Below are 25,877 nucleotides of genomic sequence, written 5' to 3' on the forward strand. Positions count from 1 at the left end.
TTTCATTATTGTTTTAATTCTGCTAAACGGGCTTTTACTTTCGCCTGTTTATCCAGATAATCTTTTTCTTTCTGTTTTTCTTCTTCTACTAATGCTTCTGGTGCTTTGCTGATAAAGCCTTGGTTAGAGAGCTTTTTCTGCACTCTTTCTACTTCTTTGTTCCATTTAGCAAGTTCGTTTTCCAAACGTGCGATTTCTTTATCAAAGTCAATCAGGCCTTCTAAAGGAAGAAAGATTTCTGCACCTGTCACAACAGAGGTCATCGCCTTGTCCGGAGCTGCAATATCTTCTGCAATTTGCAGAGAGCTCGGGTTACAGAAACGCTCTAAATATTCCCGATTTTTTTCTAATTCCTGCACAAGTACTTCATTTTCTGCGGAGATAAGCATCTCAATTTGCTTAGACATCGGTGTATCTACCTCAGCCCGGCTGTTACGTACAGATTTGATAATAGCGACTAAGCGCTGCATTTCAGAAACTGCTTTTTTATCATCAAATGCCAGATTTACTTTTGGCCATTCGCTGACTGTAATAGATGCTCCTTCATGCGGAAGCTGTTGCCAGATCTCCTCTGTGATAAACGGCATAAACGGATGCAGCATGCGCATCGTCTGGTCTAAAACATGAGCCAAAACAGAACGGGTTGTGTTTTTCTTAGCTTCATCCTCGCCATATAACGTCAGTTTTGCCATTTCAATATACCAATCACAGAATTCATCCCAAATAAAGTTATAGAGATATCTTCCTGCTTCACCAAATTCATATTTATCCGCATTTCTCGTTACATGGTCAATTGTTTCATTCAATCGAGATAAAATCCATCTGTCTGCAACCGTTAAGTCCCCTGTTAAATCAATATCCTCATACTGGAACCCTTCCATATTCATAAGAGAAAAGCGGGAGGCATTCCATACTTTATTGGCAAAATTCCAGGTAGACTCAATTCGCTCCCAATGGAAACGCAGGTCCTGACCAGGTGTAGAACCCGTCATTAAGAAATAGCGCAGTGAATCGGCACCGTATTTATCAATGACATCCATCGGGTCTACCCCGTTCCCCAGGGATTTACTCATTTTTCTTCCTTCTGCATCACGAATTAAACCATGCAGCAATGTATCCTCAAATGGACGTTCATTCATAAATTCCTTTGATTGGAAAATCATCCGGGATACCCAGAAGAAAATAATATCATAGCCTGTTACCAAAACATTGGTAGGGAAATAACGTTTCAAATCAGCAGATTCTTCATTAGGCCAGCCCATGGTAGAGAACGGCCATAAGGCAGAGGAGAACCATGTATCCAATACATCCTCATCCTGCTCCCAGTTTTCAGCATCCTCTGGCGCTTCTTTGCCTACATAAATTTCACCTGTTTCTTTATGGTACCAAGCCGGAATCCGGTGTCCCCACCATAATTGTCTGGAAATACACCAGTCACGGATATTATCCATCCAGTTGAAATATGTTTTTTCAAATCGCTCTGGTACAAAGTTGACTTTTTCCGCGTCCGAATCCTGCATCTTCAAAGCTGATTCTGCCAATGGCTCCATTTTTACAAACCATTGTGTAGATAAGTAAGGCTCAACCACTGCACCGCTTCTCTCCGAATGTCCAACCTGATGTGGACGTTCTTCGATTTCAAATAGCACGCCCTGCTCTTGCAGGTCCTTAACCAGCTGCTTCCGGCATTCAAAACGGTCTAATCCCTGATACTTTCCTGCATTTTCATTCATGGTGCCATCTTCGTTCATCACAAGGACACGCTCTAGATCATGACGGTTCCCGATTTCAAAGTCATTTGGATCATGAGCAGGTGTAATTTTTACTGCTCCGGAACCAAGCTCCATATCTACATAATCATCCGCCACTATTTGCATTTCTCTTCCTACAATCGGCAGGATAACCGTCTTGCCGATTAAATGCTGATAGCGTTCATCTTTTGGATGCACCGCAACGGCCGTATCCCCGAGCATGGTTTCCGGTCGGGTCGTCGCAATCTCGATTGTTTCCTCACTATCCTTTATCGGATAGCGCATATGATAAAACTTCCCTGGAATCTCTTCATAAATTACCTCAATATCTGAAAGGGCTGTTTTAGTGGAGGGATCCCAGTTAATAATATATTCTCCGCGGTAAATCAATCCTTTTTCGTAAAGACGGACAAATACCTCCCGAACAGCTTCAGACAAACCTTCGTCTAACGTGAAACGCTCCCGGGAATAGTCTAAACCAAGTCCAAGCTTCTCCCACTGCGAGCGAATAAAGCTTGCATATTCCTCTTTCCACTCCCAGGATTTTTCTAGGAACTTTTTCCGTCCAAGCTCATAACGGTTTGTTCCCAATTCTTTTAATTTTGCTTCTACCTTTGCCTGGGTAGCAATCCCCGCATGGTCCATTCCAGGAAGCCACAATACATCATAGCCCTGCATACGCTTCATACGTGTGATGGTATCCTGCATCGTTGTATCCCATGCATGCCCTAAATGCAATCGCCCTGTTACATTTGGCGGCGGAATCACAATGGAATACGGCTCTTTTTCCGGATCATCCTTTGCTTCAAAAAACTTCCCATCTAACCAAAACTGATATCTTCCTGCTTCCACTTCCTGTGGATTATATTTAGGAGGAAGCTGATTTTGTTTATCTGACATGTTAAAAAACCTCCTTTATTCGTTCAACTAAAAAAACCTTTTCATCCTTATAAATAAAGGACGAAAAGGTATATTTCCGTGGTACCACCTTTGTTTGCTGATCAATAAAAGCTGTTGCAGCCTGATTGAAGCACACTTATGGTCATGAATATCGGCTGACAACCGGAATCTCCTACTCCATTTTTCAAAGATTCTACATCAGAGACGACTTCAAGAACAACCTTCCCAGGAAATTTTCAGCACAGGATTTCCCTCTCTAAGAGCGTTTTTTCTTTACTACTTCTCTTCCACGTGTTCGTATGTTTTCTTCGTAACATTTATTTTATCGTTTCCTTCTGAGAACGTCAACTAGATTTTCATATATTTACCGATAAATAGGCTTGTTCCCGGTTCATTAAAAAAAAGTGTATCTATATTATTGACACACCTTTCGAGCATTTATACATAACATAATATATCAAATTTCTGAAGTTTATCTTTATCAAACAAACAGGAGGTGAAAAAAGATGTCTCGTTTCTATCGTTACCGGCTCCCGCCATGGGCTAGAAAATGTATTTTTGTTGCGGAAACCGTGTGTACACCAATTATGATTTTCCAGCTTATCCGGACGCTTTTAATACCAACAACACTTGATATTTTATTACTTGGACTCCTAATTGGTCTAGTGGTAGCTTTTTATCTGCAATGGATTTAGTCTGGCTGTTCTTCCTTGGACTCATATGTTTCTTGTATAAACTCCACCCAATTCATCCCAAATTCTAAACGGCGGAATTGCTGCTGCAGCTCTTTGACCTGATTAACCATCGATTTCTTTGTGCGGCGGTCTGTATAATTCTTGAGTACACTTAAATAGAATGATGGATTTAGTAAATAGACAGAAACAAGATGCATTTCCTTTACAGTCAGATGATTTGTTTTTTGATAGACGGTAAATGCTTGCTGTATCGTTTCTTCAGGCTGGTTATAAGCGCCTGTCAATCCTCGGAAATAATGGGATAAATCACGTGCCGGATGTTCAAAACCACCTGATTCCCAATTAATTAAATAGCCTCCCTTTGAATGCGTATCATCGACTCGTTGATGACATAAGCTGGAAGACCATAAAATCTCCGTTTCTTCCTCTCCATAGATTTGATACAGTTTATCTTGCAGCAGCCCTACAGCATGGCAAACACCCTTATAATGCGTGCAATAAAGCAGTTCAAACGGTGACATATATTTTCGGCTTTCATAATCGGTGACACGAACATGGAGCTGATCTAAGGATTGCTTGCAAAAGCTCGAAAATCCTTGAAATGATTCTTTAAGACGATCGGATTTAATACGGCTGGTCTGCCTTGTCTTTTTATGAATCTGTGCAAGTGTCTGCATTGTTCGCTCAATGTTATACGCGGAATCTGTGACCTCCGGAGAGTCAATCCAAGGTGTTAAATAATAGTAAAAGTTTTCCTCCTTATGAAAAAATGCATTGTCCCGGGTTAAATACACAGGTAAAATCTCTGTCACATTTTTTTCACGAGCAATACGGTAGACATGCTGCCAATTCTCCATCGTCTGTTCTGTTAAAAAACTGCGCTTCAAAGCATATTCCTGCATACCGTCAAATACTTTTACAACACGCTCTGTCTGTTTTTCGATACTGACGGGATAGATATGATATGCTTCCAGGACCTTCTTCCATATATTCACTACATGTCACCCCTTATTTGTAAACTCGGAATTGCTCGTGTATATCAAATCTGCATTACATCTGAATATTAACCTGTATAAAATAATTAAAAACATAGATTATGTAAAACTCCGGCACAAATAATCTCATTCATTATTTGTGCAGAGTCTTTATTTATTGTTTAGATGGAATATAAAGCAGCTGTCCTTCATTTACTTCCAATTCTTCTTCTAATTGGTTATGCTTGATTAATTGCAGCGGGCTGATTGCAAACCGTTCTGCTATGGTATCGATTGTGTCATTCTCCTGAACAATGCACAGACGCATTTTGGCATAATGATCCTCGTCTGCTTCACGGAAAATCTGAGATAGTAACGATTCGCTTTCTGTTCGTTCCTCCTCTTTTTTCGTTTCTTCAGCCACCAGTATTTCTTCCTCCCTGGGTGTATCTGGATAGAAGGTATCTTCTATATAATCAATCACCTCGGATTCATCAGCGACATCCCAGCCTGGTTTCTCCTCTGTCATCTCCATATCTTCCTCAGCTTCTAATACCTCTTCCATCTGCTCTTCTTCTTCTGAATCATCCTCTGAAGCCTTTCCTTTCGAAAGAGACTCAAAATATTCAGAAAGAGGCTGTGACTTTACTTTCCATCGATCCGGGTCATCTTCTGGCTCCTCTTCTGAATGGCTTTCTTGCAATGTTAATAGTTCTTCCATTTTTTTCTGATCTTTCGATATCGTTTGCTCATTACGAATTAATGCTTCTTCCGAAGGGCTTTCTTCTAATATCGGCTCAACTTCCGGTTTTATTTCTTCTTCCGACGCTAGCAGTTCTTCTAATTTTTTCTGATCTTCCAAGATCGTTTGTTCATTGCGGGTCAATGCTTCTTCCGGAAGTTCTATTTCAAAGGAAAATGTGTCTCCTACCTGTTCTTGATCCGCTTCTGCTGTTTCCCAATTTTCTTCTGACGGACGATATGCTTCATCCTGTAAAATCCCTTGAATCTCAACCGCAGCAGTAATTTTTAAACTATCTGCACCTAATAAATCATAATCAAAGGATTCAATTTGCACCGTGACATCTTCTATTTTATTCACCCGATGAGGCGGCACAGATATATCTACAGGAAATTTATGGGTGAATACATACAGTCCATTTACCTCTCTAATACTTTCGACATAACGCTTAGCTTGAATTTGATCAAAGTCAAAAATCTCTTCTCCTTCTTCTTCACCATTTACTTTTTGATATTCTCCCTGCAGCTCAAGATTGCCATGGATAGAAATATAGTTATCTAATGATTCGATTGTTATTTCTGGTTCAATGGAAATTCCCCTGAGTTCTTCTACTTCCTGTCCTTTTTCAAAAAACAGTGATTCTTCCAGTTCAAAAATAAATGAATTAGAATCTACTGACAAATGTATTCCTCCTCTCGCAAACAGTCCAGATGCGAATCATTCGTTATCATTTATATGATAAGAAACCGCGGAATATGCTAAGGAGGAAGATTGGTTTAAAGCAAACAAGAAAAGCCGGGGTATCGTTTATGTTAAATGCCCTTCAAAAAATCACTCTGTTTCCCGGTATTCCATTAACCAGCAATCCCGATATTCCCCCTCATGCAGTTCATGGCAAGGAAGTAATTTTATTTTCTTAAAACCACTTTTCTCGTAACAGCGAATCGCTCTTTTATTCCAGGCTTGAGGATCCATGACGACTTTATTTATGCGTTTCTTGTTAATTAAATAAGCAACCATTGACTTGATCAGGAGGCTGCCAATACCTCTATCCCAGTATTGCGTTTCTCCTATAAATTGGTCCATTCCATAAATAACATCTTTATCATTTAAATAACCGTATTTTTTTCTCGTATTTATATTTAATAGATAATATTGAATGTAACCGATTTTCAAACTATCAAAAGCTATGATACATCGGACTACATTGTCTTGAAGCGGATAAAATTTTTCATTCACTTTTTCTAAATCAAATGGATTATCTCTCCCATCGTAAAATTGAAGAACTGCCGGATCAGAAAGCCACTTTGCCAGTAAATAATTATCCTCTTTTGCTAATTTACGAACGGTTAGCTTATTATTTTGAAACAGCATCATTGTATGATCACCCCGCCTGAAATTTTGTGAAAGTAATATCCTGTCAGTAAGAAAAACCAAGAAAATCACTTGGTCTTTAAAATACTGGTATTCTTGCCGAGCAGATGTCCGCTACGACGGTTTTCGATGGAGCGAGTAATCGCAGTCCCGGGAAGTCGCTTTCCGCGGGCAACGGCTTAGCCGCACGGTAAGAAAACTACTTCCTGCTCAGGTCTACCTGTTGCTTTTCCCGCAGGAGTCGACTTCCCTCTTATTCCTAAAAAAAGAGAAACCCACTTGGATTTCTCTTTTACTAATCTTTTTATAATTACTTTTCAATCTTAGAAAAAGCAGTATGCACTGCTGCAATTGTCTTTTCAATATCCTCATCTGTATGTGCAGTAGATAAGAATAATCCTTCAAATTGAGATGGCGGCAAAAATACGCCTTCTTCAATCATCGCACGGTAATATTGCGCAAAGTAGTCTAAATTAGAGGATTGCGCCGTTTCAAAATCGACAACTTCCTGATCTGTGAAGAATACACCGACCATTGAACCGGCACGATTAATATGAAGCGGTATATCATATTTATCTGCCGCCTGGCGGAATCCTTCTGTAAGACGGTCCACTTTTTTATTAATTTCTTCATAGGACGCTTCTGACAAGGACGCTAACGATTCATAGCCCGCTGTCATAGCTAAGGGGTTACCGGATAATGTACCGGCTTGATAAATCGGACCAGTCGGTGCAATCTGCTCAATAATTTCACGTTTTCCGCCGTACGCGCCGACAGGCAGACCGCCGCCAATAACTTTACCAAGACAAGTCAAATCCGGAGTAACATCAAAATGTCCCTGCGCGCTGTAGTAGCCGACACGGAAACCAGACATTACCTCATCAAAGATAAGAAGTGAGCCATTTTGCTCCGTAATGTCGCGAACAGCTTGTAAGAAACCTTCTTTTGGAGGAACGACTCCCATATTTCCACATACAGGCTCCATAATCACCGCTGCAATTTTGTCACCATAATGCTCAAAAGCAAGCTTCAGACTATCGACATCATTATAAGGAACAGTGATTGTATTCTTCGCGATATTCTCTGGTACTCCAGGGCTGTCTGGAAGACCAAGTGTTGCGACACCGGAACCTGCCTTAATCAGCAGGGAGTCCCCGTGACCGTGATAGCTTCCTTCAAATTTAATAATCAAATCCCGGTTGGTGTAGCCGCGCGCCAGACGAATTGCACTCATCGTTGCTTCTGTTCCGGAATTGACCATTCGCACCATTTCAATGGATGGGACACGATCGATAACAAGCTTTGCAAGCTGATTTTCTAACAATGAAGGCGCTCCAAAGCTTGTCCCTTTTTCAACAACTTCCTTTAAGCTTTCCGTTACACGCTCATCAGCATGTCCTAAAATCAACGGACCCCAGCTTAATACGTAGTCAATATACGTGTTGCCATCAATATCGGTAATTTTAGAGCCTTTTCCTTCTTCCATAAAAATCGGATCCAATCCCACTGATTTAAATGCACGTACCGGAGAATTCACTCCGCCGGGCATTAAATCAACCGCTTCTTTATAAGCATCTACTGACCTTGTGTTTACCATGCTCTTCCTCCCTTATTTATCTTCTTGCAACCATTTTGCCACATCTTTTGCAAAATAGGTAATAATTAAGTCTGCGCCTGCACGTTTCATTGATAGCAGGGTTTCTGTCACTAATTTTTTCTCATCAATCCAGCCATTTAAAGCAGCTGCTTTAATCATGGAATACTCCCCGCTCACGTTATACGCAACGACGGGCACGTCAAAATTGTCTTTCACCTCACGCATAATATCCATATAAGACAGGCTTGGTTTTACAATTAAGAAATCAGCGCCTTCTTTAATATCCGATTTCGCTTCACGGATTGCCTCTAAACGGTTAGCAGGGTTCATCTGATATGTTTTCCTGTCTCCAAATTGAGGTGTACTGTCTGCTGCATCACGGAAAGGTCCGTAATAAGCGGAAGCATATTTCACCGCATAGGACATAATCGGAATATGATGAAAACCGGCTTCATCCAAAGCATGGCGGATGACGGTTACGAATCCGTCCATCATATTGGAAGGAGCAATAATATCGGCACCTGCCTTTGCCTGAGATACAGCTGTTTTAGCTAACAGCTCCAGAGAAGCATCATTGGCTACATCTCCATTTTCAATTACGCCACAATGTCCATGCGACGTGTATTCGCATAAACAGGTATCTGCGACTACAAGCATTTCTGGATACGCTTGTTTCACGATTCTTGTGGCTTCCTGAATAATTCCATGATCATGAAAAGCCTCAGAGCCGATTTCGTCCTTTTCTTCTACCACACCAAACAAAATAAGTGAACGAATTCCTAATTGATATGCTTCCTCCACTTCCTTCAATAAATGATCAAAAGAAACCTGGAAAACTCCCGGCATGGAAGAAACCTCATTTCGGATGTCTTCTCCTTCAATAACAAATATCGGATAAATAAAATCCGTTGCCCTTAGGTGTGTTTCTTGAACGAGTGCGCGCATCGAAACAGATGAACGCAAACGCCGATGTCTGTCAAATGTAAATTCACTCATGATTTATCTTCCTTTCATTTGCAATCGTTGAAATTAAATTCAACATCGCATCTGCGGTATAAGGCGTTGACGTATATACATCAGAAATTCCTAATTCCCTCGCCTTTTCTTCCGTCGTATTACCGATACAAATATATGTTGCATTTTTTGGTATATATTCTGCCAATTGCACAAACGCTTCTGCTGTTGATGGACTTGTAAACGTGATATAATCCACGGCGGAAAGCACTTGATTCAACTTTTGTTTGGATTCCATACAATACGTTGTCTCATATACTTCCAAAGTCTCATAAGCAATCTGTGCTTCTTTCAGTTTTTCTGGAAGCGTCGGCCTTGATAAATTTCCCCGTATCAGCAGCACTGGCTTATTCAATGTGTAAAAAGAAATAAACGCTTCTGCCATAGCCTGGGCATCAAAGGTTTCTGGAACAAAAGAAGCAGTATAACCATATCGATGCAATACTTCTTCTGTTTTCTTCCCGACGATTCCTATCTTCAATTCTTGTGGCAGTTTTATCTGCTGTTTACGGAGCAGCTGAAAAAAACCCTCCACCCCGTTGGCACTTGTTATAAATACCCAGCTGAAATCCGAGAGACGTTCCAGTACAGAAGTATCTTCAAACTGTTTTAGAAAATTTATTTTAATCATTGGGACGATGACCGGACTTCCACCCAGCTTTGTGACTTTCCCCGCCATTTCAGCAGCTTTTGTCTCTTCTCTCGTAATCAATATGCGCTCCCCGTGAAGCGGCTTACCCATGATTATTCCATCTCCTCTTTGACACGGTCAACGATATCTTTAGCTCCCTGATTCATTAATATTTCTGCTGCCTGCTTACCAACTTGTACAGAGTCGTTACCGCGGACAACTTCCTTCAAAATCGTTTGTCCATCGGGCGTACCTACTAAAGCAGTTAATACAATTTCTTCGCCATCTAAATAAGCATAGCCGCCAATAGGAACTTGACAGCCTCCCTCCAATAAATGCAGAAAAGTACGTTCCGCCAGTACCGTTTTGGCGGTATATTCATTATGAATCTTTCGGACGATTTCTTTTAATTCTGTATCCTCTGCACGGCTTTCAATTGCAAGAGAACCCTGTCCTACAGCAGGTACACAGATTTCCGGATCCAGGTATTCTGTAATCAGATCCTCACTTAAACCGACTCGCTTTAATCCGGATACAGCCAAAATAATTGCATCGTAGTCTTCTTCATTTAGTTTTCGAATTCGTGTTTCCACATTACCTCGAATCCATTTAATCTCTAAATCCGGTCTGGCAGCAAGAATTTGTGCCCCTCTGCGTAAGCTGCTTGTGCCGACAATCGAGCCTTCTTTAAGGTCTGCTAATTTAATATTATTTTTCGCAATATAGGCATCGCGATGGTCTTCTCTGTCCGGAATAGAGGAAATCTCCAGTCCTTCAGGAAGAGAAGAAGGCATATCCTTCATGCTGTGAACAGCAAAGTCAATCTCCTTGTCAAACATTGCTTTTTCAATTTCTTTTACAAAAAGACCTTTTCCGCCAACTTTTGATAAAGTTACATCAAGGATTTGATCTCCTTTTGTAACAATCTTTTTTATCTCAAATTCATTTTCTACACCAGCTTTTTTCAGCTGATCAATAACCCATTTCGTTTGTGTCATTGCTAAATTACTTTTTCTCGAACCAACAATTATTTTTCGCATGATGTCTCCTCCTCGACTTTTCCGGGTTTATTCTAATACGTGTTCAAAAGTTGCCAAATCTAGAAGCAAGAAGAACAAGGCGACGTGTGTTTTACGAACGGGCTTCCACAGGATGTGGTGACTTCTGTGTTGTCCACAAAGGTTTTCGATGGGGCGAGTAATCGCAGCAACGGTTTTAATAGACCGAGTAATCGCAGGTCTCAATGTTGTCAGGTTTGTGCTACCGCTACGGAAAAACACTACGCTAGATAGTTTTATTGTTATTTGTATGGAATTTAAGAAAATTCATTAACCTGACAACATTGGTAACCGCTGTCCCAGTCCCATCGTAAAACACACGTCAACTACAGAGTTCGCCGCTTATCATTTGGTGACTTTTGAACAACCTCTTCTACAATAAAAAGCAACCAGAAAGTAAATGAAATGACCTTCTGGTTGGATGTGAATGATGTAAACAGGGTGAATCCATCCTGCTTAGGCAGTGGTTACTCGTTCAATAACCTTGAATGAGGAGGCTTCCTCTTGCGTAAATTTAGTGAATGCATCATTCTTTTTCAACTGTTTCGCAAATTCTTCTCTTACCTCATTCTCAATTCCAAAAATATCAATAAATAATTGCAATGCCTCATCTGCCTGCTCTGCGCCGGCCAATTCTTTCGCCTGCGTAATCGGCTCTTTCAGTAACTGATTGATAATACTTTTCGTGTGCTTATTAAGCACTTTTTTCTCACGATCCGTCAGACTTGGAATTTTCCGTTCAATACTTTTCATTGTTTCCGTTTGAATAGATAACGCTTTTTGTCTCAAAGCAGATATAACCGGAATAACTCCTAATGTTTTCATCCATTCCTTGAATTGAACAATTTCTTCCTCTAAGGATATTTCAATTTGTTCTGCTGCTGCTTTTCGTGACTCCAGATGCTCATCTACAATATGCTGCAGGTGATCGATATCAAATAAAGCAACCTGATTTACTTCAGCAATTTCCGGATCGATATCCCGGGGAACCGCAATATCTACTAAGAATAATTCTTTATCCTGCCGTTTACTCTGCACCTTTTCAATATCTTCTTTCGATAAGACAACAGATTCTGAACCGGTAGAGCTGATCAAAATATCCGCTTCTTCTAATACAGCGGATAGTTCATCCATCCCAGCAACCTTAGCTTCAAATTTCTCTGCCATCATTTTTGCTTTCTCCTGTGTGCGGTTAATGACAGTGATATCCTTTACTCCAGCGCCTTGAATGTTTTTCGCTGCCAATTCGCCCATTTTGCCGGCGCCTAAAATAGCTACATGCTTATTACTCAAATCTCCAAACTTTTCTTTTGCTAATTCCACAGCTGCATAGCTGATGGAGACAGCATGTTCACCGATCCCTGTCTCTTTATGCATCCGTTTCCCGAATGTAATAGCTTGTTTGAACAGTTCATTAAAAATGGTACCTGTTGTATTTGCCAGTTGTCCTTTTGAAAAAGCTTGTTTCAGCTGGCCAAGAATCTGTGTTTCGCCAAGAACCATGGAATCGAGTCCGGTTGTCACGCGAAACAGATGCTCCATTGCACCATCGTCCTCCGTAATCTGCAAGTATGTCGAAAAGGTTTCTTTCTCTTCTCCAAACCAATCTGCTAAAAATTGTTTAATATAGTATCTGCCAGTATGAAGCTGATCAACAACTGCGTATACTTCCGTCCGATTACATGTTGAAACAATCACATCTTCCAGAATACTCTTCTGTTCCTTCAATGCAATCATTGCTTCTGACAATTTTTCTTCATTAAACGTAAACTTTTCCCTAATTTCTACAGGGGTTGTTTTGTAATTAAACCCAACCTTTAAAATATGCACCGTACTACCCCCATTATGATTAAATGATTCAAAACTTTTTATGATTATTATCTAATAATCATTATAACATGTCATGAAATGCTTTTCGTGCTAAAATGTGAACAGAATCTGAAACAATTTGTACGTAACATAAGGATATGTATGATAAAATGATTCATTCCAGCTAAATAAAAACGACCGCTGCAACAACTTATTCCGACTGTAATGTAACATAACTGACCCATTATAGCAAGGAACTCACTTTTTTAAAGGATGTACTTGCTTTTTAAGAGACTGTCTGTTACATCCAGTATAATCATCTACAGTATTAAAACAGAGACATTTGGGAGGAATTTCGATGAAAAGAAAGCATTCACTGCTGGCTTATCTATGTATTGGAATCGGTATTTTTCTTTTACTGCGGGAGCTCCGAATTCCATTTTTTGTTGACCTATATTCATGGCAATCTTTCCTGATTGTAATTGGAATTGGCATTATTATTCATAGCTATACAACAAAAACGTACCAAAATTTATTTATAGGTACCTTACTTTTTGGAATCGGCATTCATCTTCACGGGGTAAAGCATTATTCTTTTTGGATAGATGATTGGTCTGTTTATTTCATTATTATAGGACTTGCCTTTATTATCCGTTATACCAAAACAAAAAAAGGATTTTTCTTAGGCCTTTTCTCTATTTTGTTAGGCTTGCTATTTCTTTTTTCGGAACAGCTTTCTATATACACCAGCTGGCTTGAGCCGATTGTTTCGCTCTTAGAACGTTTTTGGCCAGTTCTGCTTATTCTCTTAGGTATGTTTATGCTCAAACGCAAATAAGGATACAGTCAGGAATTAAATTTCCTGGCTGTATCCTTATTTTATCTTCACTTATAACAAAACGTCACTAAGGCGGAAGTTTTACGGACGCTCCTCCGCGATGAAAGATTTTATCGCTCCCCAGACCGCATCTTTGCCTTCGCCGGTTTCTGCGGAAAATGGAATAAAAATATCATCTGGATCTATTTCTAAAACCTTCTTAGATCGTTTAATATGCTTGTCCTTCTTTGTTTTGGGGATTTTATCCAGCTTTGTTCCGATCACGATGACCGGAAGCTCAAAAAACTTCAAATAATCATACATCTGAACATCATCCGTCGTCGGTTCATGACGTAAATCAGTAATTAAAATAACAGCCCGAAGCGGTTCTCTATTTTTAAAATACTCTTCCATCATGCCGCCCCATTTTGCCCGCTCCTTCTTAGATACCTGTGCGTATCCATAACCCGGAACATCGACAAAATAAAGGGATTCATTAATCAGATAGAAATTTAACGTTTGCGTTTTTCCCGGCTTGGAAGAAGTTCTTGCTAAGTTTTTCCGGTTAATCAGCTTGTTGATTAAGGAAGATTTCCCGACATTTGAACGGCCAGCCAGCGCAAACTCAGGATATTGCTCCTGCGGATATTGCTTCTCACTGACAGCACTGATTACAATTTCTGCTTGATTAACTTTCATTAGGTTCATCCTCCTTTACCAACGCGATTTCTAAGACTTCATCTAAATGCTTCACCGGGATAAACTGAAGCCCCTCACGGACACTTTCTGGAATGTCTTCTATATCTTTTTCATTATCCTCCGGAAGAATAATCGTTGTCAATCCGGCGCGATGTGCACTTAATGCTTTTTCTTTTAATCCGCCAATAGGCAAGACACGCCCGCGAAGTGTAATTTCACCGGTCATTCCTACTTCTCTTTTGATAGGACGCCCTGTCAAAGAAGATACGAGGGCTGTTGCAATGGTAATTCCGGCTGACGGACCGTCTTTAGGTGTTGCGCCGGCAGGAACATGGATATGAATATCGTACTTTTCATAAAAATCGGGTTCTATATTCAACTGTTCTGTACGGGAACGCACATAGCTGAACGCCGCTTGCGCCGATTCCTGCATAACGCCGCCAAGCTTACCAGTCAGCTTTAAGCTCCCTTTCCCCGGATAATGCGTTACCTCTATCGATAAAATATCTCCGCCAGCTGTTGTATATGCAAGGCCTGTTGCCGCCCCAACCTGATTTTCCTCTTCAATCAATCCATATCGGTATGCCGGCTTGCCCAGATATTCTTCTACAATGCGGTCAGTAATAATAATCCTGTCCTTGCTTTCATCAGAGACAAGCTCTTTAGCCGCTTTCCGGCAAAGCGTCGCAATTTGTCTTTCCAAACCGCGGACACCGGCCTCCCTCGTATATGTTCGGATTAATTTCATGATGGAAGACTCACGAATTTGTATTTTACTTTTAGTCAGTCCATTTTCTTTAATTTGTTTTGGTATAAGGTGACGTTTCGCGATATGCAGCTTTTCAACCTCTGTATAACCCGGGATAGAGATTAATTCCATCCGGTCCAATAACGGCTCTGGAATACTGTTGATGTTATTTGCGGTAGCAATAAACAAGACATTAGATAAATCATAGGTCTCTTCAATGTAATGATCACTAAAGTTATGATTTTGTTCTGGATCCAGTACCTCCAGCATAGCTGAAGAAGGATCGCCCCGAAAATCATTAGACATTTTCTCAATTTCATCTAATAAAAATACCGGATTAACCGTTTCGGCCCGCCGCATTCCTTGCATAATTCTTCCCGGCATGGCGCCGATATAAGTTCGGCGATGACCGCGAATTTCCGCTTCATCCCGAATACCGCCTAAAGAAATACGGACAAAATTCCGGTCAATTGCGTTGGCAATTGACTTCGCTAGAGAGGTCTTCCCGACTCCAGGTGGTCCGACCAGACATAAAATCGGTCCCTTTATCGTATTAGTAAGCTTTTGAACAGCTAAGTATTCTAAAATGCGTTCCTTCACCTTTTCTAGTCCATAGTGATCTGCATTTAACACTTTTTCAGCTTTCTTCATTTGAATATTATCTTCTGTTTTTGTTTGCCATGGCAGCGAAACAAGCCACTCAATATAATTTCGGATGACAGAGCTTTCAGCAGATGACTGCGGGACCTTTTCGTAACGTCCCAATTCCTTCATCGCAACGTTGGTAATTCTTTCAGGCATATCAGACTGTTCAATTTTTGTTCTGAGCTGCTCCAATTCGCCAGTTCTGCCGTCACGGTCTCCCAATTCTTTTTGTATCACTTTTAACTGCTCTCTTAAATAATATTCTTTTTGAGTTTTTTCCATGGAAGTTTTAATCTTTTGACCGATTTTCTTTTCAATAGATAAAATCTTCCGCTCATCCGCAATAATATCCAGAAGCTTATGTATTCTTTCCGTGACATCAAAGCATTCTAATATCTCCTGCTTATCATCCAGCTTTAAAGAAAGATGTGAGGTAATCATATCCGCTAAGCGGCCCGGATGATCAATATCGCCAACGGTTTCAAATGTTTCATCCGTTAATTTACGTGAAACCTTTATGTACTGTTGGAATTGTTCAAGCAGCGTACGCATTAAAGCTTCAGTTTCATAGCTGTCTCCAACAATCTCCTCTTTTTCTTCTGCCTCTACAATAAAATTTTCTTCTTCTTCCAGATAACGAATAACCTCCGCCCGATAGAACCCTTCTACAAGTACTCGTTGTGTTCCATTCGGCAGCTTCGTAATCTGTTTGATTTTTGCAACGGTTCCAATATTGTAGATGTCAGCAGAACTCGGGTCATCTGAATTCATTTTTTTCTGTGAAGCTAAAAATATGTATTGATCAGCTAACATAGCTTGTTCCAAAGAAGCAATAGACTTATCCCTTCCTACATCAAGGTGTAATACCATCGACGGAAACACAATCAACCCCCGCAGAGGCAGCAGCGGCATTTTTAAATAGTTTGCTGTCATACATTCACCCCCTATTTTCATTTTTTATGTATTTTCTCTGTAAGGCTCTTTCTAAGTGTAAAAAAAAATCAACAAAATGTAAACACCATCATACCTTCTTTTATTATAAACAAGTATACAGGTATCTATGATTATTATAATCATTTTATAAAACAAAACGTTTATTCAGCAGGAGTTTCACCAATCGGGCATCGTGATAAAAGAAGATTTTCCTGAAAGCATGTCCTATACCAGCAGAAAAGAGGAAGAATGCAGATTCTGACCAGAATCTGCATTCCTCACCCGTTTATGCTTATGCACTTTCCTTTGGTAATTTCTCATTTCCTTCTTGAACGGTACCATCCTGGAAAACAAGTTTTGGACTTCCATCTTCCTGGATAACAGTGTCCTTTGTAATGATGCATTTTTCTACGTCTTCTCTAGAAGGAAGGTCGAACATAACATCTACAATGATTCCTTCTATGATAGAACGAAGTCCGCGTGCACCAGTCTTCCGTTCAATAGCTTTCTTAGCAATTTCGATAAGCGCATCCTGTTCAAATTCAAGCTCGACATTATCAATTTCAAACAGTTTTTGATACTGTTTAACAAGTGCATTCTTTGGTTTAGTCAAAATTTCAATCAGGGCATCTTCATCCAGCGGAGTAAGACTGCCGATTACCGGAATACGTCCGATAAATTCTGGGATTAAACCATAGCGTAATAAATCTTCCGGAAGAACTTTAGACAGCAATTGGGCTGTATCCAATTCTTCCTGCTCTTCATTCGCACCAAAACCAATTACTTTTTTACCAATACGGCGCTTGATTACTTGATCAATACCGTCAAATGCACCGCCGACAATAAATAAAATATTGGTTGTATCGATTTGAATAAATTCTTGATGCGGATGCTTTCTTCCGCCTTGAGGAGGTACGCTTGCTACTGTTCCTTCCAAGATTTTTAGAAGTGCCTGCTGTACGCCTTCTCCAGAAACATCTCTTGTAATTGATGGATTTTCAGATTTTCTTGCCACTTTGTCAATCTCATCAATATAAATGATTCCTTTTTCTGCTTTTTCTACATCATAATCTGCAGCTTGGATCAGTTTGAGAAGAATATTTTCTACATCCTCTCCTACATATCCTGCTTCTGTTAATGATGTTGCATCAGCCATTGCAAATGGTACATTAATAATCCTTGCTAATGTTTGAGCTAAGAGTGTTTTACCGCTTCCTGTAGGTCCAATCATGGCAATATTACTTTTAGAGATTTCTACATCCCCGTTATGCATGCCAGAATTAACACGTTTGTAGTGGTTATATACTGCTACAGAAAGATTTCTTTTGGCTTTATCTTGACCAATCACGTAATCATCAAGTGTATCACAAATTTCTTTTGGCTTTGGAATCTCATTCATTTCCATGCCTTCCTCGGTGCCAAGCTCTTCTTCAACGATTTCCGTGCATAATTCAATACATTCGTCACATATATAAACACCGGGACCAGCTACCAGCTTTCGTACTTGTTCTTGGCCTTTGCCACAAAAAGAACATTTCAATTGTCCTTTTTCTTCATTAAATTTAAACATTACTTTTCGCCGCCTTCCTCAACAATCTCTGAGACTTTCCTAACACATTCGTTACATATATAAACGCCAGGGCCAGCTACTAATTTCTGAACTTCTTTTTCGTTCTTCCCACAAAAAGAGCAATTTGATTGTCCCATCCCGGCTTCTAAATTCACCATTTTCATTCACTCCTACATGTGCCTTGTCGGATTAGCAGTCAGCTTTATAATTCATCATATCAGATACAAATAGAAATACAAAACAATATACTTTTTATATTTTCTAAAGATAATCCTATGATAAGTGTGTCTATACAGTATGAATCAATTCTTTTAAATGTCAACTATTTGCAATTCCATCTGTATAGTATACTTTATATCCTGGAACAAATACCGCTTTTGACAAAATCTTCGTTTATTCGACACTGTCCTAATTAACAGGAAAGACAAGGCACGTCTCTCGGCGCACCTTGTCTTATTTATCCTCTTTTTTCACTTGTTCATAAAAATTATTTTGTTTTGCTGTTTTCAGCTAAGAACTCAATTGCAGCACGCATTTTTAAATCATTTTCTAATGTTTCTGTTGAACCGCCAAGCATTTGTAGAAGCTGTTCTTTCTCAACACCGTACATAGAGCCCATTTTTTCAAGCTCTGCATCGATATCCTCTTCTGTAGCTTCAAGATTTTCAGCTTCAGCAATTGCTTCTAACGTCAAGTTGGTTTTGACACGTTTTTCAGCATCTTCACGCATTTGTTCTTTCAAAGCATTCTCATCTTGCCCTGAGAATTGGCTGTACATTTCTAATGTCATGCCTTGCATTTGAAGCTGTTGTTCAAATTCGCGAACCATCTGGTTTACTTCTGTGTCTACCATTGCTTCTGGAACCTCTACCTCGATATTATCTGAAGCTTGTTGAAGTAATTCTTCACGCTGTTCATTTTCAGCTTGTTGTTTTTTGTTTGTTTCCAGTTCTTCGCGTTTTTTTGCTTTCAATTCATCAAGTGTTTCTACTTCTTCATCAACATCTTTTGCAAATTCATCATCCAGTTCTGGTAATTCTTTTGCTTTTACTTCATGAATTTTCACTTTAAAGACCGCATCCTGACCAGCTAAATCTTCCGCATGGTATTCTTCAGGGAAAGTGATTTCTACCTCTGTTTCATCACCAGCTTTTTTACCAATCAATTGTTCTTCAAAGCCAGGGATAAATTGTCCGGAACCAATTTCCAGTGAATGATTTTCACCTTGACCGCCTTCAAAAGCAACGCCATCTTTGAATCCTTCAAAATCAATAACAGCAGTATCGCCGTCTTCGATTTCGCTATCTTCTTTTACAACCAATTCTGCTTGGCGTTCACGAAGATTTTCGATTTCTTGTTCTACATCTTCATCAGTTACTTCTACAGATTTTTCTTCCACTTCTAGACCTTTATATTCGCCAAGTTTCACCTCTGGTTTCACTTCTACTTCCGCAGTGAAAACAAGCGGTTGTCCTTTTTCAATCTGATCAATGTCAATAGAAGGCTGTGCAATTGGGAAAATCTCAGCTTCATCAACTGCTTTAGAATAAGCACTAGGAAGTACAATATCTACTGCGTCTTGATATAGAGATTCTACGCCAAAGCGTTTTTCAAAAATACTGCGTGGAATTTTCCCTTTACGGAAACCAGGAATCTGAACATCCTTCGATACCTTTTTGAACGCTTGGTCTAACGCTTGATCAAAGTCTTCAACAGATACTTCAAACGTTAATACTCCTTTATTACCTTCTTGTTTTTCCCATTTTGTTGTCATTATTATTCCCTCCAAAATCAAATCTATCATTGCATTTCATTATTCATTTGATCAATCATTTTTCCTGATTTACAACCACCTCATTATAACACATATCTTTTGTGTTTCAAGCATTTTACTACCTACTCTTCAATGATACTTAAATAAAGCGAGTTACAAATTTTTATAGACTCTATCCATGATTGGGCAGTTTCATTCAATTCGTCCAGCTGCACATCCAGCTGTAAATAGTCATTTCCAAGAATATAGACGGCTTCTGCAAAAGAAAACATATCACTCTCTTTCGGTGTAAATGGATAAGTCACATAAAAGTAACGATATACAAGCTGCTCAATCAAATTTAATAGAGATGGATTGGCTTCTGCCCTTTTTTCTAATTCTTCCGTTATAGATATGTAGCTTTTCTCTTCAGATATCTGGATCAATTCCGTCGGCTGAGTAACCATCATTGCCTCAAATTTATGTATGTAGACAGATCTTTCTACGCCTGTTTCTTTGAACCATTCTAATAAAGCAGTTTTAATAACAGGATGCACTTGAGGGTTTTCAAGCAGTCTGATATTTTCTTCCTCCGGATTTGCCTGTATCCGCCGGAGGTTATCAATGATATTCCATTGCTTCAGATAATCATCATCCCTTACAGCTTTCTTAAGTTCTTTCATGAAACTGACGGCATTGTCTTCATCGATTCCAATCTTCATATTGCCGCTCATTTCATACAACTGCTGAAAAGGCTCTTGAAGCATGTCAGGAATCATATTATGCTCAAATTCTATTTCTAACAAATCCATCAAATGCTGATACTGGCTTGTTTGAAAAAGAATGGTTAAATAAATATGGAAGTAATGATAATAATGTGCATCTTTTCTAGCCAGCAGTTCTTCACTGAGCTGCTCTGCATCCTTATAATTACCTAATTCCATCAAACACATTAATTTACCAATATATATTTCATGACTTCCTTCATGATATGCAATCAGACTGTTTAATTTATCTAATGCCTCTTTGTACCTTTTTTCCTTTAATGCATGCAAACCTTCTTCTTCCAATTGTTTTTTCGTATTCGGAAATAATATCACCTTGGCACTGTCTTTCATTTGTTCACCTCTATTCTGGATTCCCAAAAATTTTTCTTCAAATCTGTTATACCCTATCCTGCATTATTTAAACTATTTTTTTCGGATTATATCTGCAGCAGGTTTAATCTTGCTGTCTCTTTATCATGTTACCCTTAAAAAAGCAGCGGGTCTACATTAATTTGCAAAAGATAGTTAAATTCATTTTAGGCACTTCATCAAAATCTATGCTCATAAATCGTACGTGATATAGATGTAAGCTGCTGCACCCGAAAAATAACGTCAGCTAGTTTCTTTCTTAACTGAATTTATTCACATCCCTGCAAGCCCAGTTTTTAGTATAGAGCCCATTATCTTTTTCTAGAAATCAAAAACGCTCAAAACCTTATTAACCGAGGTTTTGAGCGTTTGATCTGTTTACGTCCCAGGCAGGATTCGAACCTGCGACCCACAGCTTAGAAGGCTGTTGCTCTATCCTGCTGAGCTACTGGGACAAATTGGAGCGGGTGAAGGGAATCGAACCCTCGTCATCAGCTTGGAAGGCTGAGGTTTTACCATTAAACTACACCCGCAATTACCGTGTTTTATGTATGAAATGATGTGCACCGTTTTTAACGGACAAGTAATATTATATGTGGGATAGAAGTTTTTGTCAACAGATTTTTAATTTTTATTTCCCGGTTTCATAAAAATGGCGAAAACACTAGGTACACAAGGAAAAAACAGCTTAAAAATTCTCTAGTGAAAGCAATAAAAACAGTTCACATTCTCTTTTCAGAAAAATATGAACTGCTTTTATCTTATTATCGTCCATAACATTCTCACTGTGTGAAGTTTCGTTTTACAAAGAAGTACGATAGCTCATATCTTCTATTTTTCCATCTTTTAAAGTGTAGAAGTCTACCTGCACTTCATCTGTCTTCTCCCAGCTTAAAACAGCGTATGTTTTTTCCACACGATTTCTAGGCATGCGAATACTCCCTGGATTGATAAATAATTGGTTCCCCATTTTTTGGGCACCGGCAATATGGGTATGACCAAAGCATACGACATTCGCAGCATGCTCTTCTGCTGCATAGGATAGATTGGTCAAGCTTCCTTTCACTTGGTGAAGATGTCCATGCGTTATAAAGAAACGAAGACCATTTAAATCTAACACTTCTTGTTCTGGGTAAAGCGAATCAAAATCACAATTTCCTCCAACTTTATAAAAAGCGCTCAACTCTGCAGCATCAAAATCCAGCTCTGAATCACCGCAATGGATGTATAAATCTGCAGCATGCTTTTCCGTCATTTCTTCCAGTTCTTTCGTCAACCCGTGACTGTCACTTGTAATCAGTACGCTTGTCATTATACTCCTCCTCTTCATTGCTTAGAGCAAATGTATATTTTGTTCCAACTGATTCATCGCTATCTTCCGGTGGCTGATTTGATTTTTTTCAGCCGGATCCAGCTCTGCCATTGTTTTTTCATAGCCCTCCGGTACAAAAATAGGATCGTAGCCGAAACCATTTTCTCCACTCTGTTCCGTTTGAATATGACCTTCACAATACCCAGTTACAAACAACGGCTCCTGACCAGGCTGAGCAATTGCTAAGACACAGACAAAGCGAGCTCCGCGTTCCTCTTCAGGAATTTCCTTCATTTCCTCCAGAACCTTATCGATATTCGCTTGATCATCTGTCGGCTCGCCGGCATAACGGGCGGAATACACTCCAGGTCTTCCTTCTAAACTGTCAATAACCAGCCCTGAATCATCAGCCAGCACCGTCTTTTGGAAACGATTAGAAATTTGCTCCGCTTTGATAGCTGCATTTTCTACAAAGCTCTCCCCTGTCTCTTCAATATCTGGAATGTCCTCGTCTAAATCAAGCAGGGAAACAACCTCAATGTGATGAGGAGCAAAGAAATCTCTAAATTCTTTTACTTTTCCTTTATTTTTTGTTGCAATAATAATCTTCTTCATGGTATCTCCCCCAATGAAATCAGTCTTGGTTAACCAAATCTGCAATAGAGCCAAGCGTTTCTTTCTGCTGGCTGATCAATTCATGAATACCTTGTTCACCTAAGCCGAGCATCGCTTGTAATTGCTTTGGACTAAATGTAGCTTCTTCTCCAGTTCCCTGTAGTTCTACAAATTCCCCTTTACCAGTCATTACAATATTCATATCGACATCCGCTGTGCTGTCTTCCTGATAATTCAAATCAAGTACCTCATGTCCCTCATGCAATACGCCAACTGAAATTGCAGCTAAGAAATCAGTTAAAGGAAGCTCCTTCAGGACTCTCTTTTCAACGAGCTGATGAAGTGCAATTGCCATAGCGACATAAGCACCAGTGATGGAAGCTGTTCTAGTTCCGCCATCCGCTTGAATAACATCACAGTCAATCCAGATGGTCCGTTCCCCGATTTTGGAAAGGTCAACAACTGAACGTAGTGCTCGTCCAATCAAACGTTGTATCTCCATCGTTCTGCCGCTCACTTTTCCTTTAGAAGATTCACGAATATTACGCTGCTCTGTTGCACGCGGCAGCATTGCATATTCCGCTGTAATCCATCCTTTTCCCTGGCCTCTCATAAATGGCGGTACTCTATCTTCAATACTCGCATTACAAATAACCTTTGTCTGGCCCATTTCAATTAATACAGACCCCTCCGGATGCGTAATATAGCCCGGTGTTATTTTTATCGGCCGCAATTCATTTGGTTTTCGATTATCCTGTCTTTCCATCTATTTTCCTCCTTATTTCACATTACATAGCTTATCATATTTTCGAAAAAAGAAACATGAGAATGCTGTTAAAAGAAGTATGTATCTTCAAATTATCCGTTCAAAGAAAAAAGCACCTCAAGAACAGATAAACTGCTCTCCAGATGCTTCATCGCACATTGCAATCCTTTTATAATTCTTCACTTGGTGTATATATCTCTGCTGACACCGGTGCAGAATAAGGCTCTCCATTTTCATTAAATACTTCATCCACATTTTCAACCTGAACATCTACCGCATCGATGTTTGGCCGCTGCGTTAACGTTCTGACCATAGTCTCCATCACTTCATCTGAGATAATATTTTGCTCGGAATCCATCAGGATACCTTCATTAAATGTCAGATGGACAACTCCTTCCTCTATAACAGGATCTGCTGTCAAGGCTGCTTCCGGGCTAAAAACATTCACAACATGATTTTGATAGCCTGGACCGTCTATCAGTTCTTTCACAACGCCTGTTAAATCATTTTCATCATCCATCTCGACATATTGCGTAACAGGAACATAATAACGGTTATTTTCCTGTTCTACCGGATAAAACATGGTAACTGGACTGCTGTTAAAATAGTCCAATGTATCATTATTGGTCAAATTGATTCCCTTTGCCCGTGTATAACCATTATTAATCGGTGTACCATTTACCGGCATTTCCTTTAAATCGACCCCATCTACCCGAAGCTTGACCTTATTAACATTCTCAAATTGTGTCAGCGTGTGCGTAACGGCTTCTAAAATAGGAAGCTCAGATGCTGCTTCATAATCGGAAAATTCTCCGGATAAATCTACGACAATTGTACCGTCTTCTTGAAGATCAATGCCAAGGACCTCTGTATCCTCCGGAAGCACAGCTTGGAAGCCGTTTGGCAGCATTGGAGTGATTGGACCGCCTTTAACCATATATTCAATGACTTGCTGCGCCACTTGATTTGTTTCAGGAATTGGAAGCTCAATCATTTGTGAAGCAACCATCCCGTTTGAATCAATTAAATACAACTCTCTAGAAACTGTATCTTCTGCTTCCTCAGGAGGAGCTGCAGCATCTTCTTCATTTGCTGCCTCATCATCTACTGTTTCTTCCCCATTTACTGCTTCTGCATTTTGCGGAGGATCCACCTCTTTTGATGACTGTTCTCCTTTAAAACATCCTGCCAATAAGACTAATATTCCAAAAGCCACGATTAATCGGATTATCATTTTACTCATGCAACTACCTCCCAAGATGGTTTGTACTATTAATCATACGAGCCCATCTCAAGAAATAGACCAGAAATTAGATAGTTTATGAAGGAAGTTTCATTTTATATCTGAAAAAGACCACATAAAGTGAAACTTCAAATCAGTGGAGAGTTCGACGCACGGCTCTTTACGATAGGGCGGGTAATCGCAGCAATGTTGTCAGGTTAATATGCCGCTTCGATAAAAAAACTCCTATGCAGAGATTCACTCTCATCTGCATAGGAGTTAGAGCTACTGAGATTAAACATGACGCAAATCTGCATGTTTAATTGTCAGCACACCGAAATTACTATCCTTAAATATTTTTTGTGTGATTTCGATAAAAATATTCAAATCTCCTGTCGCATAAAATTCATGGGGCGGCATAGGGTCATCACCATTCGCAATTTGGTGAATATCTAATGTTGTACTCGTCTCTCTCGCCGTTTCTTCACTTGAAGAAATAACAGTAATTTTCTCTCCTGCCACCTCTTGAATAGTATCCTTTAATAGTGGATAATGCGTACAGCCTAAAATCAATGTATCCATTTGACCATGCTCTAAAATAGGCACCAGAGTTGTTTCCACTACTTGTTTTGCTTCCGGCCCGTCCAGGACCCCTTTTTCTACCATCGGAACAAACGCAGGGCAAGCTAAAGAAATAACCTCAATATCAGACTTGATTTGACGTAGTGCATAACTATATGCACCGCTCCGCACCGTTCCTTCTGTTCCAATTACACCGATATAATTATTCTTCGTAGACTTGATTGCAGCCCTCGCGCCAGGCTTGATAACGCCAATAACCGGAATATCCAATTTTTCTTGTAACTCTTCTATTGTAAATGCGGTCGCCGTATTACAAGCAATCACAAGCATTTTTATATTTTTTTTAAGTAAAAAACGGACCATTTCCCATGTGAATTGTTTTACCTCTTCTTTCGTTCTCGGTCCGTATGGGCATCTTTCTGTATCTCCTAAGTAAATAAGCGGCTCTTTAGGCAACTGTCTCATTAGTTCATGAACAACCGTTAACCCGCCCACTCCTGAATCTATTACACCAATTGGCTGTTCCAAAACGCT

At 39.7% G+C, this 25,877-nt stretch carries 21 protein-coding genes, 2 tRNA genes, 1 pseudogene and 1 other annotated feature; of the genes and pseudogenes, 2 read left to right on the plus strand and 22 right to left on the minus strand.

What is annotated here, in order from left to right; genetic code table 11:
• Positions 1-5 precede the first annotated feature (5 nt).
• Positions 6-2,651: a valine--tRNA ligase gene (locus MKY65_RS13170; RefSeq protein WP_339177505.1), complete on the minus strand. Its 2,646-nt coding sequence runs from the start codon at positions 2,649-2,651 to the stop codon at positions 6-8.
• 53 nt (positions 2,652-2,704) lie between these two features.
• Positions 2,705-2,950: a binding site (T-box leader), on the minus strand.
• Positions 2,951-3,157: 207 nt separating this feature from the next.
• Here MKY65_RS13170 and MKY65_RS13175 point away from each other — a divergent pair.
• Positions 3,158-3,346 (plus strand): hypothetical protein, encoded by a 189-nt coding sequence (locus MKY65_RS13175; RefSeq protein ID WP_193062321.1) that lies wholly within the window; start codon positions 3,158-3,160, stop codon positions 3,344-3,346.
• Here MKY65_RS13175 and ysxE read toward each other — a convergent pair.
• The 8 genes from ysxE to hemA form a co-directional block, all read right to left on the minus strand.
• Entirely contained in the window at positions 3,343-4,341 is a 999-nt protein-coding gene (gene ysxE, locus MKY65_RS13180; RefSeq protein ID WP_193062323.1) for a spore coat protein YsxE, read from the minus strand. The genes MKY65_RS13175 and ysxE overlap by 4 nt on opposite strands.
• A 154-nt stretch (positions 4,342-4,495) precedes the next feature.
• Positions 4,496-5,743, minus strand: coding sequence for a stage VI sporulation protein D (gene spoVID / locus MKY65_RS13185; RefSeq protein WP_339177508.1), 1,248 nt, complete (start codon positions 5,741-5,743; stop codon positions 4,496-4,498).
• Positions 5,744-5,893: 150 nt separating this feature from the next.
• On the minus strand, positions 5,894-6,439 hold the full coding sequence (locus MKY65_RS13190) for a GNAT family N-acetyltransferase (protein WP_339177510.1): 546 nt from the start codon (positions 6,437-6,439) through the stop codon (positions 5,894-5,896).
• A 307-nt stretch (positions 6,440-6,746) separates the two neighbouring features.
• A complete protein-coding gene (hemL, locus tag MKY65_RS13195) occupies positions 6,747-8,033 on the minus strand; it encodes a glutamate-1-semialdehyde 2,1-aminomutase (RefSeq protein WP_339177511.1) in 1,287 nt (428 codons plus the stop codon).
• 12 nt (positions 8,034-8,045) lie between these two features.
• Positions 8,046-9,029 carry a porphobilinogen synthase gene (hemB, locus tag MKY65_RS13200; protein ID WP_042534412.1) on the minus strand — a complete coding sequence of 328 codons (984 nt, stop codon included), beginning with the start codon at positions 9,027-9,029 and terminating at the stop codon, positions 8,046-8,048.
• Positions 9,022-9,789 (minus strand): uroporphyrinogen-III synthase, encoded by a 768-nt coding sequence (locus tag MKY65_RS13205; protein WP_339177514.1) that lies wholly within the window; start codon positions 9,787-9,789, stop codon positions 9,022-9,024. The genes hemB and MKY65_RS13205 overlap by 8 nt, the downstream gene beginning before the upstream one ends.
• Positions 9,790-9,791: 2 nt before the next feature.
• Positions 9,792-10,718 carry a hydroxymethylbilane synthase gene (hemC, locus tag MKY65_RS13210; RefSeq protein WP_193062331.1) on the minus strand — a complete coding sequence of 309 codons (927 nt, stop codon included), beginning with the start codon at positions 10,716-10,718 and terminating at the stop codon, positions 9,792-9,794.
• Between the two features lie 474 nt (positions 10,719-11,192).
• The gene (gene hemA / locus MKY65_RS13215; RefSeq protein WP_339177515.1) at positions 11,193-12,566 is read right to left on the minus strand and encodes a glutamyl-tRNA reductase; all 1,374 of its coding nucleotides are present in this window, start codon (positions 12,564-12,566) and stop codon (positions 11,193-11,195) included.
• Between the two features lie 337 nt (positions 12,567-12,903).
• Here hemA and MKY65_RS13220 point away from each other — a divergent pair, with 337 nt between their 5' ends.
• Positions 12,904-13,383: a hypothetical protein gene (locus MKY65_RS13220; RefSeq protein ID WP_193062335.1), complete on the plus strand. Its 480-nt coding sequence runs from the start codon at positions 12,904-12,906 to the stop codon at positions 13,381-13,383.
• 81 nt (positions 13,384-13,464) lie between these two features.
• Here MKY65_RS13220 and yihA read toward each other — a convergent pair whose 3' ends face one another.
• From yihA to racE, 13 genes and pseudogenes are all read right to left on the minus strand, one after another.
• Complete coding sequence (yihA, locus tag MKY65_RS13225; RefSeq protein WP_042534417.1) at positions 13,465-14,061, minus strand: ribosome biogenesis GTP-binding protein YihA/YsxC; 597 nt, start codon at positions 14,059-14,061, stop codon at positions 13,465-13,467.
• Positions 14,051-16,387: an endopeptidase La gene (gene lon, locus MKY65_RS13230; RefSeq protein ID WP_339177517.1), complete on the minus strand. Its 2,337-nt coding sequence runs from the start codon at positions 16,385-16,387 to the stop codon at positions 14,051-14,053. The genes yihA and lon overlap by 11 nt, the downstream gene beginning before the upstream one ends.
• Before the next feature lie 292 nt (positions 16,388-16,679).
• Positions 16,680-17,957, minus strand: a complete 1,278-nt coding sequence (clpX, locus tag MKY65_RS13235) for an ATP-dependent protease ATP-binding subunit ClpX (RefSeq protein WP_042534419.1) — start codon at positions 17,955-17,957, stop codon at positions 16,680-16,682.
• Between the two features lie 14 nt (positions 17,958-17,971).
• Positions 17,972-18,115 (minus strand): annotated as a pseudogene (locus MKY65_RS13240) (ClpX C4-type zinc finger protein); the annotation flags it as partial.
• Between the two features lie 329 nt (positions 18,116-18,444).
• Positions 18,445-19,731: a trigger factor gene (tig, locus tag MKY65_RS13245; RefSeq protein WP_339177520.1), complete on the minus strand. Its 1,287-nt coding sequence runs from the start codon at positions 19,729-19,731 to the stop codon at positions 18,445-18,447.
• Between the two features lie 122 nt (positions 19,732-19,853).
• Positions 19,854-20,828 (minus strand): tetratricopeptide repeat protein, encoded by a 975-nt coding sequence (locus MKY65_RS13250; protein WP_339177523.1) that lies wholly within the window; start codon positions 20,826-20,828, stop codon positions 19,854-19,856.
• Between the two features lie 399 nt (positions 20,829-21,227).
• Positions 21,228-21,301: transfer RNA gene (locus MKY65_RS13255), tRNA-Arg, on the minus strand.
• Between the two features lie 4 nt (positions 21,302-21,305).
• Positions 21,306-21,379: transfer RNA gene (locus MKY65_RS13260), tRNA-Gly, on the minus strand.
• A 269-nt stretch (positions 21,380-21,648) separates the two neighbouring features.
• Positions 21,649-22,158 carry a metallophosphoesterase gene (locus tag MKY65_RS13265; RefSeq protein ID WP_339177524.1) on the minus strand — a complete coding sequence of 170 codons (510 nt, stop codon included), beginning with the start codon at positions 22,156-22,158 and terminating at the stop codon, positions 21,649-21,651.
• A 21-nt stretch (positions 22,159-22,179) separates the two neighbouring features.
• Positions 22,180-22,773, minus strand: a complete 594-nt coding sequence (locus tag MKY65_RS13270) for an XTP/dITP diphosphatase (protein WP_339177526.1) — start codon at positions 22,771-22,773, stop codon at positions 22,180-22,182.
• A gap of 19 nt (positions 22,774-22,792) precedes the next feature.
• Positions 22,793-23,539: a ribonuclease PH gene (rph, locus tag MKY65_RS13275; protein WP_339177527.1), complete on the minus strand. Its 747-nt coding sequence runs from the start codon at positions 23,537-23,539 to the stop codon at positions 22,793-22,795.
• A gap of 169 nt (positions 23,540-23,708) precedes the next feature.
• Positions 23,709-24,782, minus strand: coding sequence for a GerMN domain-containing protein (locus MKY65_RS13280; RefSeq protein ID WP_339177528.1), 1,074 nt, complete (start codon positions 24,780-24,782; stop codon positions 23,709-23,711).
• A 273-nt stretch (positions 24,783-25,055) separates the two neighbouring features.
• On the minus strand, positions 25,056-25,871 hold the full coding sequence (racE, locus tag MKY65_RS13285; protein ID WP_339177530.1) for a glutamate racemase: 816 nt from the start codon (positions 25,869-25,871) through the stop codon (positions 25,056-25,058).
• Positions 25,872-25,877 lie beyond the last annotated feature (6 nt).

The organism is Oceanobacillus sp. FSL W7-1293 (assembly GCF_037969815.1).
In the GTDB taxonomy this organism is placed as follows: domain Bacteria; phylum Bacillota; class Bacilli; order Bacillales; family Amphibacillaceae; genus Oceanobacillus; species Oceanobacillus oncorhynchi.

Bases quoted from the DNA above. Each gene is read 5' to 3' on its own strand.
- MKY65_RS13220 (WP_193062335.1), top strand. From the start codon at position 12,904: ATGAAAAGAAAGCATTCACTGCTGGCTTATCTATGTATTGGAATCGGT.
- hemL (WP_339177511.1), bottom strand. From the start codon at position 8,033: ATGGTAAACACAAGGTCAGTAGATGCTTATAAAGAAGCGGTTGATTTA.
- MKY65_RS13170 (WP_339177505.1), bottom strand. From the start codon at position 2,651: ATGTCAGATAAACAAAATCAGCTTCCTCCTAAATATAATCCACAGGAA.
- clpX (WP_042534419.1), bottom strand. From the start codon at position 17,957: ATGTTTAAATTTAATGAAGAAAAAGGACAATTGAAATGTTCTTTTTGT.
- yihA (WP_042534417.1), bottom strand. From the start codon at position 14,061: ATGAAAGTTAATCAAGCAGAAATTGTAATCAGTGCTGTCAGTGAGAAG.
- MKY65_RS13175 (WP_193062321.1), top strand. From the start codon at position 3,158: ATGTCTCGTTTCTATCGTTACCGGCTCCCGCCATGGGCTAGAAAATGT.
- MKY65_RS13205 (WP_339177514.1), bottom strand. From the start codon at position 9,789: ATGGGTAAGCCGCTTCACGGGGAGCGCATATTGATTACGAGAGAAGAG.
- MKY65_RS13270 (WP_339177526.1), bottom strand. From the start codon at position 22,773: ATGAAGAAGATTATTATTGCAACAAAAAATAAAGGAAAAGTAAAAGAA.
- hemB (WP_042534412.1), bottom strand. From the start codon at position 9,029: ATGAGTGAATTTACATTTGACAGACATCGGCGTTTGCGTTCATCTGTT.
- tig (WP_339177520.1), bottom strand. From the start codon at position 19,731: ATGACAACAAAATGGGAAAAACAAGAAGGTAATAAAGGAGTATTAACG.
- MKY65_RS13190 (WP_339177510.1), bottom strand. From the start codon at position 6,439: ATGATGCTGTTTCAAAATAATAAGCTAACCGTTCGTAAATTAGCAAAA.
- MKY65_RS13250 (WP_339177523.1), bottom strand. From the start codon at position 20,828: ATGAAAGACAGTGCCAAGGTGATATTATTTCCGAATACGAAAAAACAA.
- lon (WP_339177517.1), bottom strand. From the start codon at position 16,387: ATGACAGCAAACTATTTAAAAATGCCGCTGCTGCCTCTGCGGGGGTTG.
- hemC (WP_193062331.1), bottom strand. From the start codon at position 10,718: ATGCGAAAAATAATTGTTGGTTCGAGAAAAAGTAATTTAGCAATGACA.
- rph (WP_339177527.1), bottom strand. From the start codon at position 23,539: ATGGAAAGACAGGATAATCGAAAACCAAATGAATTGCGGCCGATAAAA.
- MKY65_RS13280 (WP_339177528.1), bottom strand. From the start codon at position 24,782: ATGAGTAAAATGATAATCCGATTAATCGTGGCTTTTGGAATATTAGTC.
- MKY65_RS13265 (WP_339177524.1), bottom strand. From the start codon at position 22,158: ATGACAAGCGTACTGATTACAAGTGACAGTCACGGGTTGACGAAAGAA.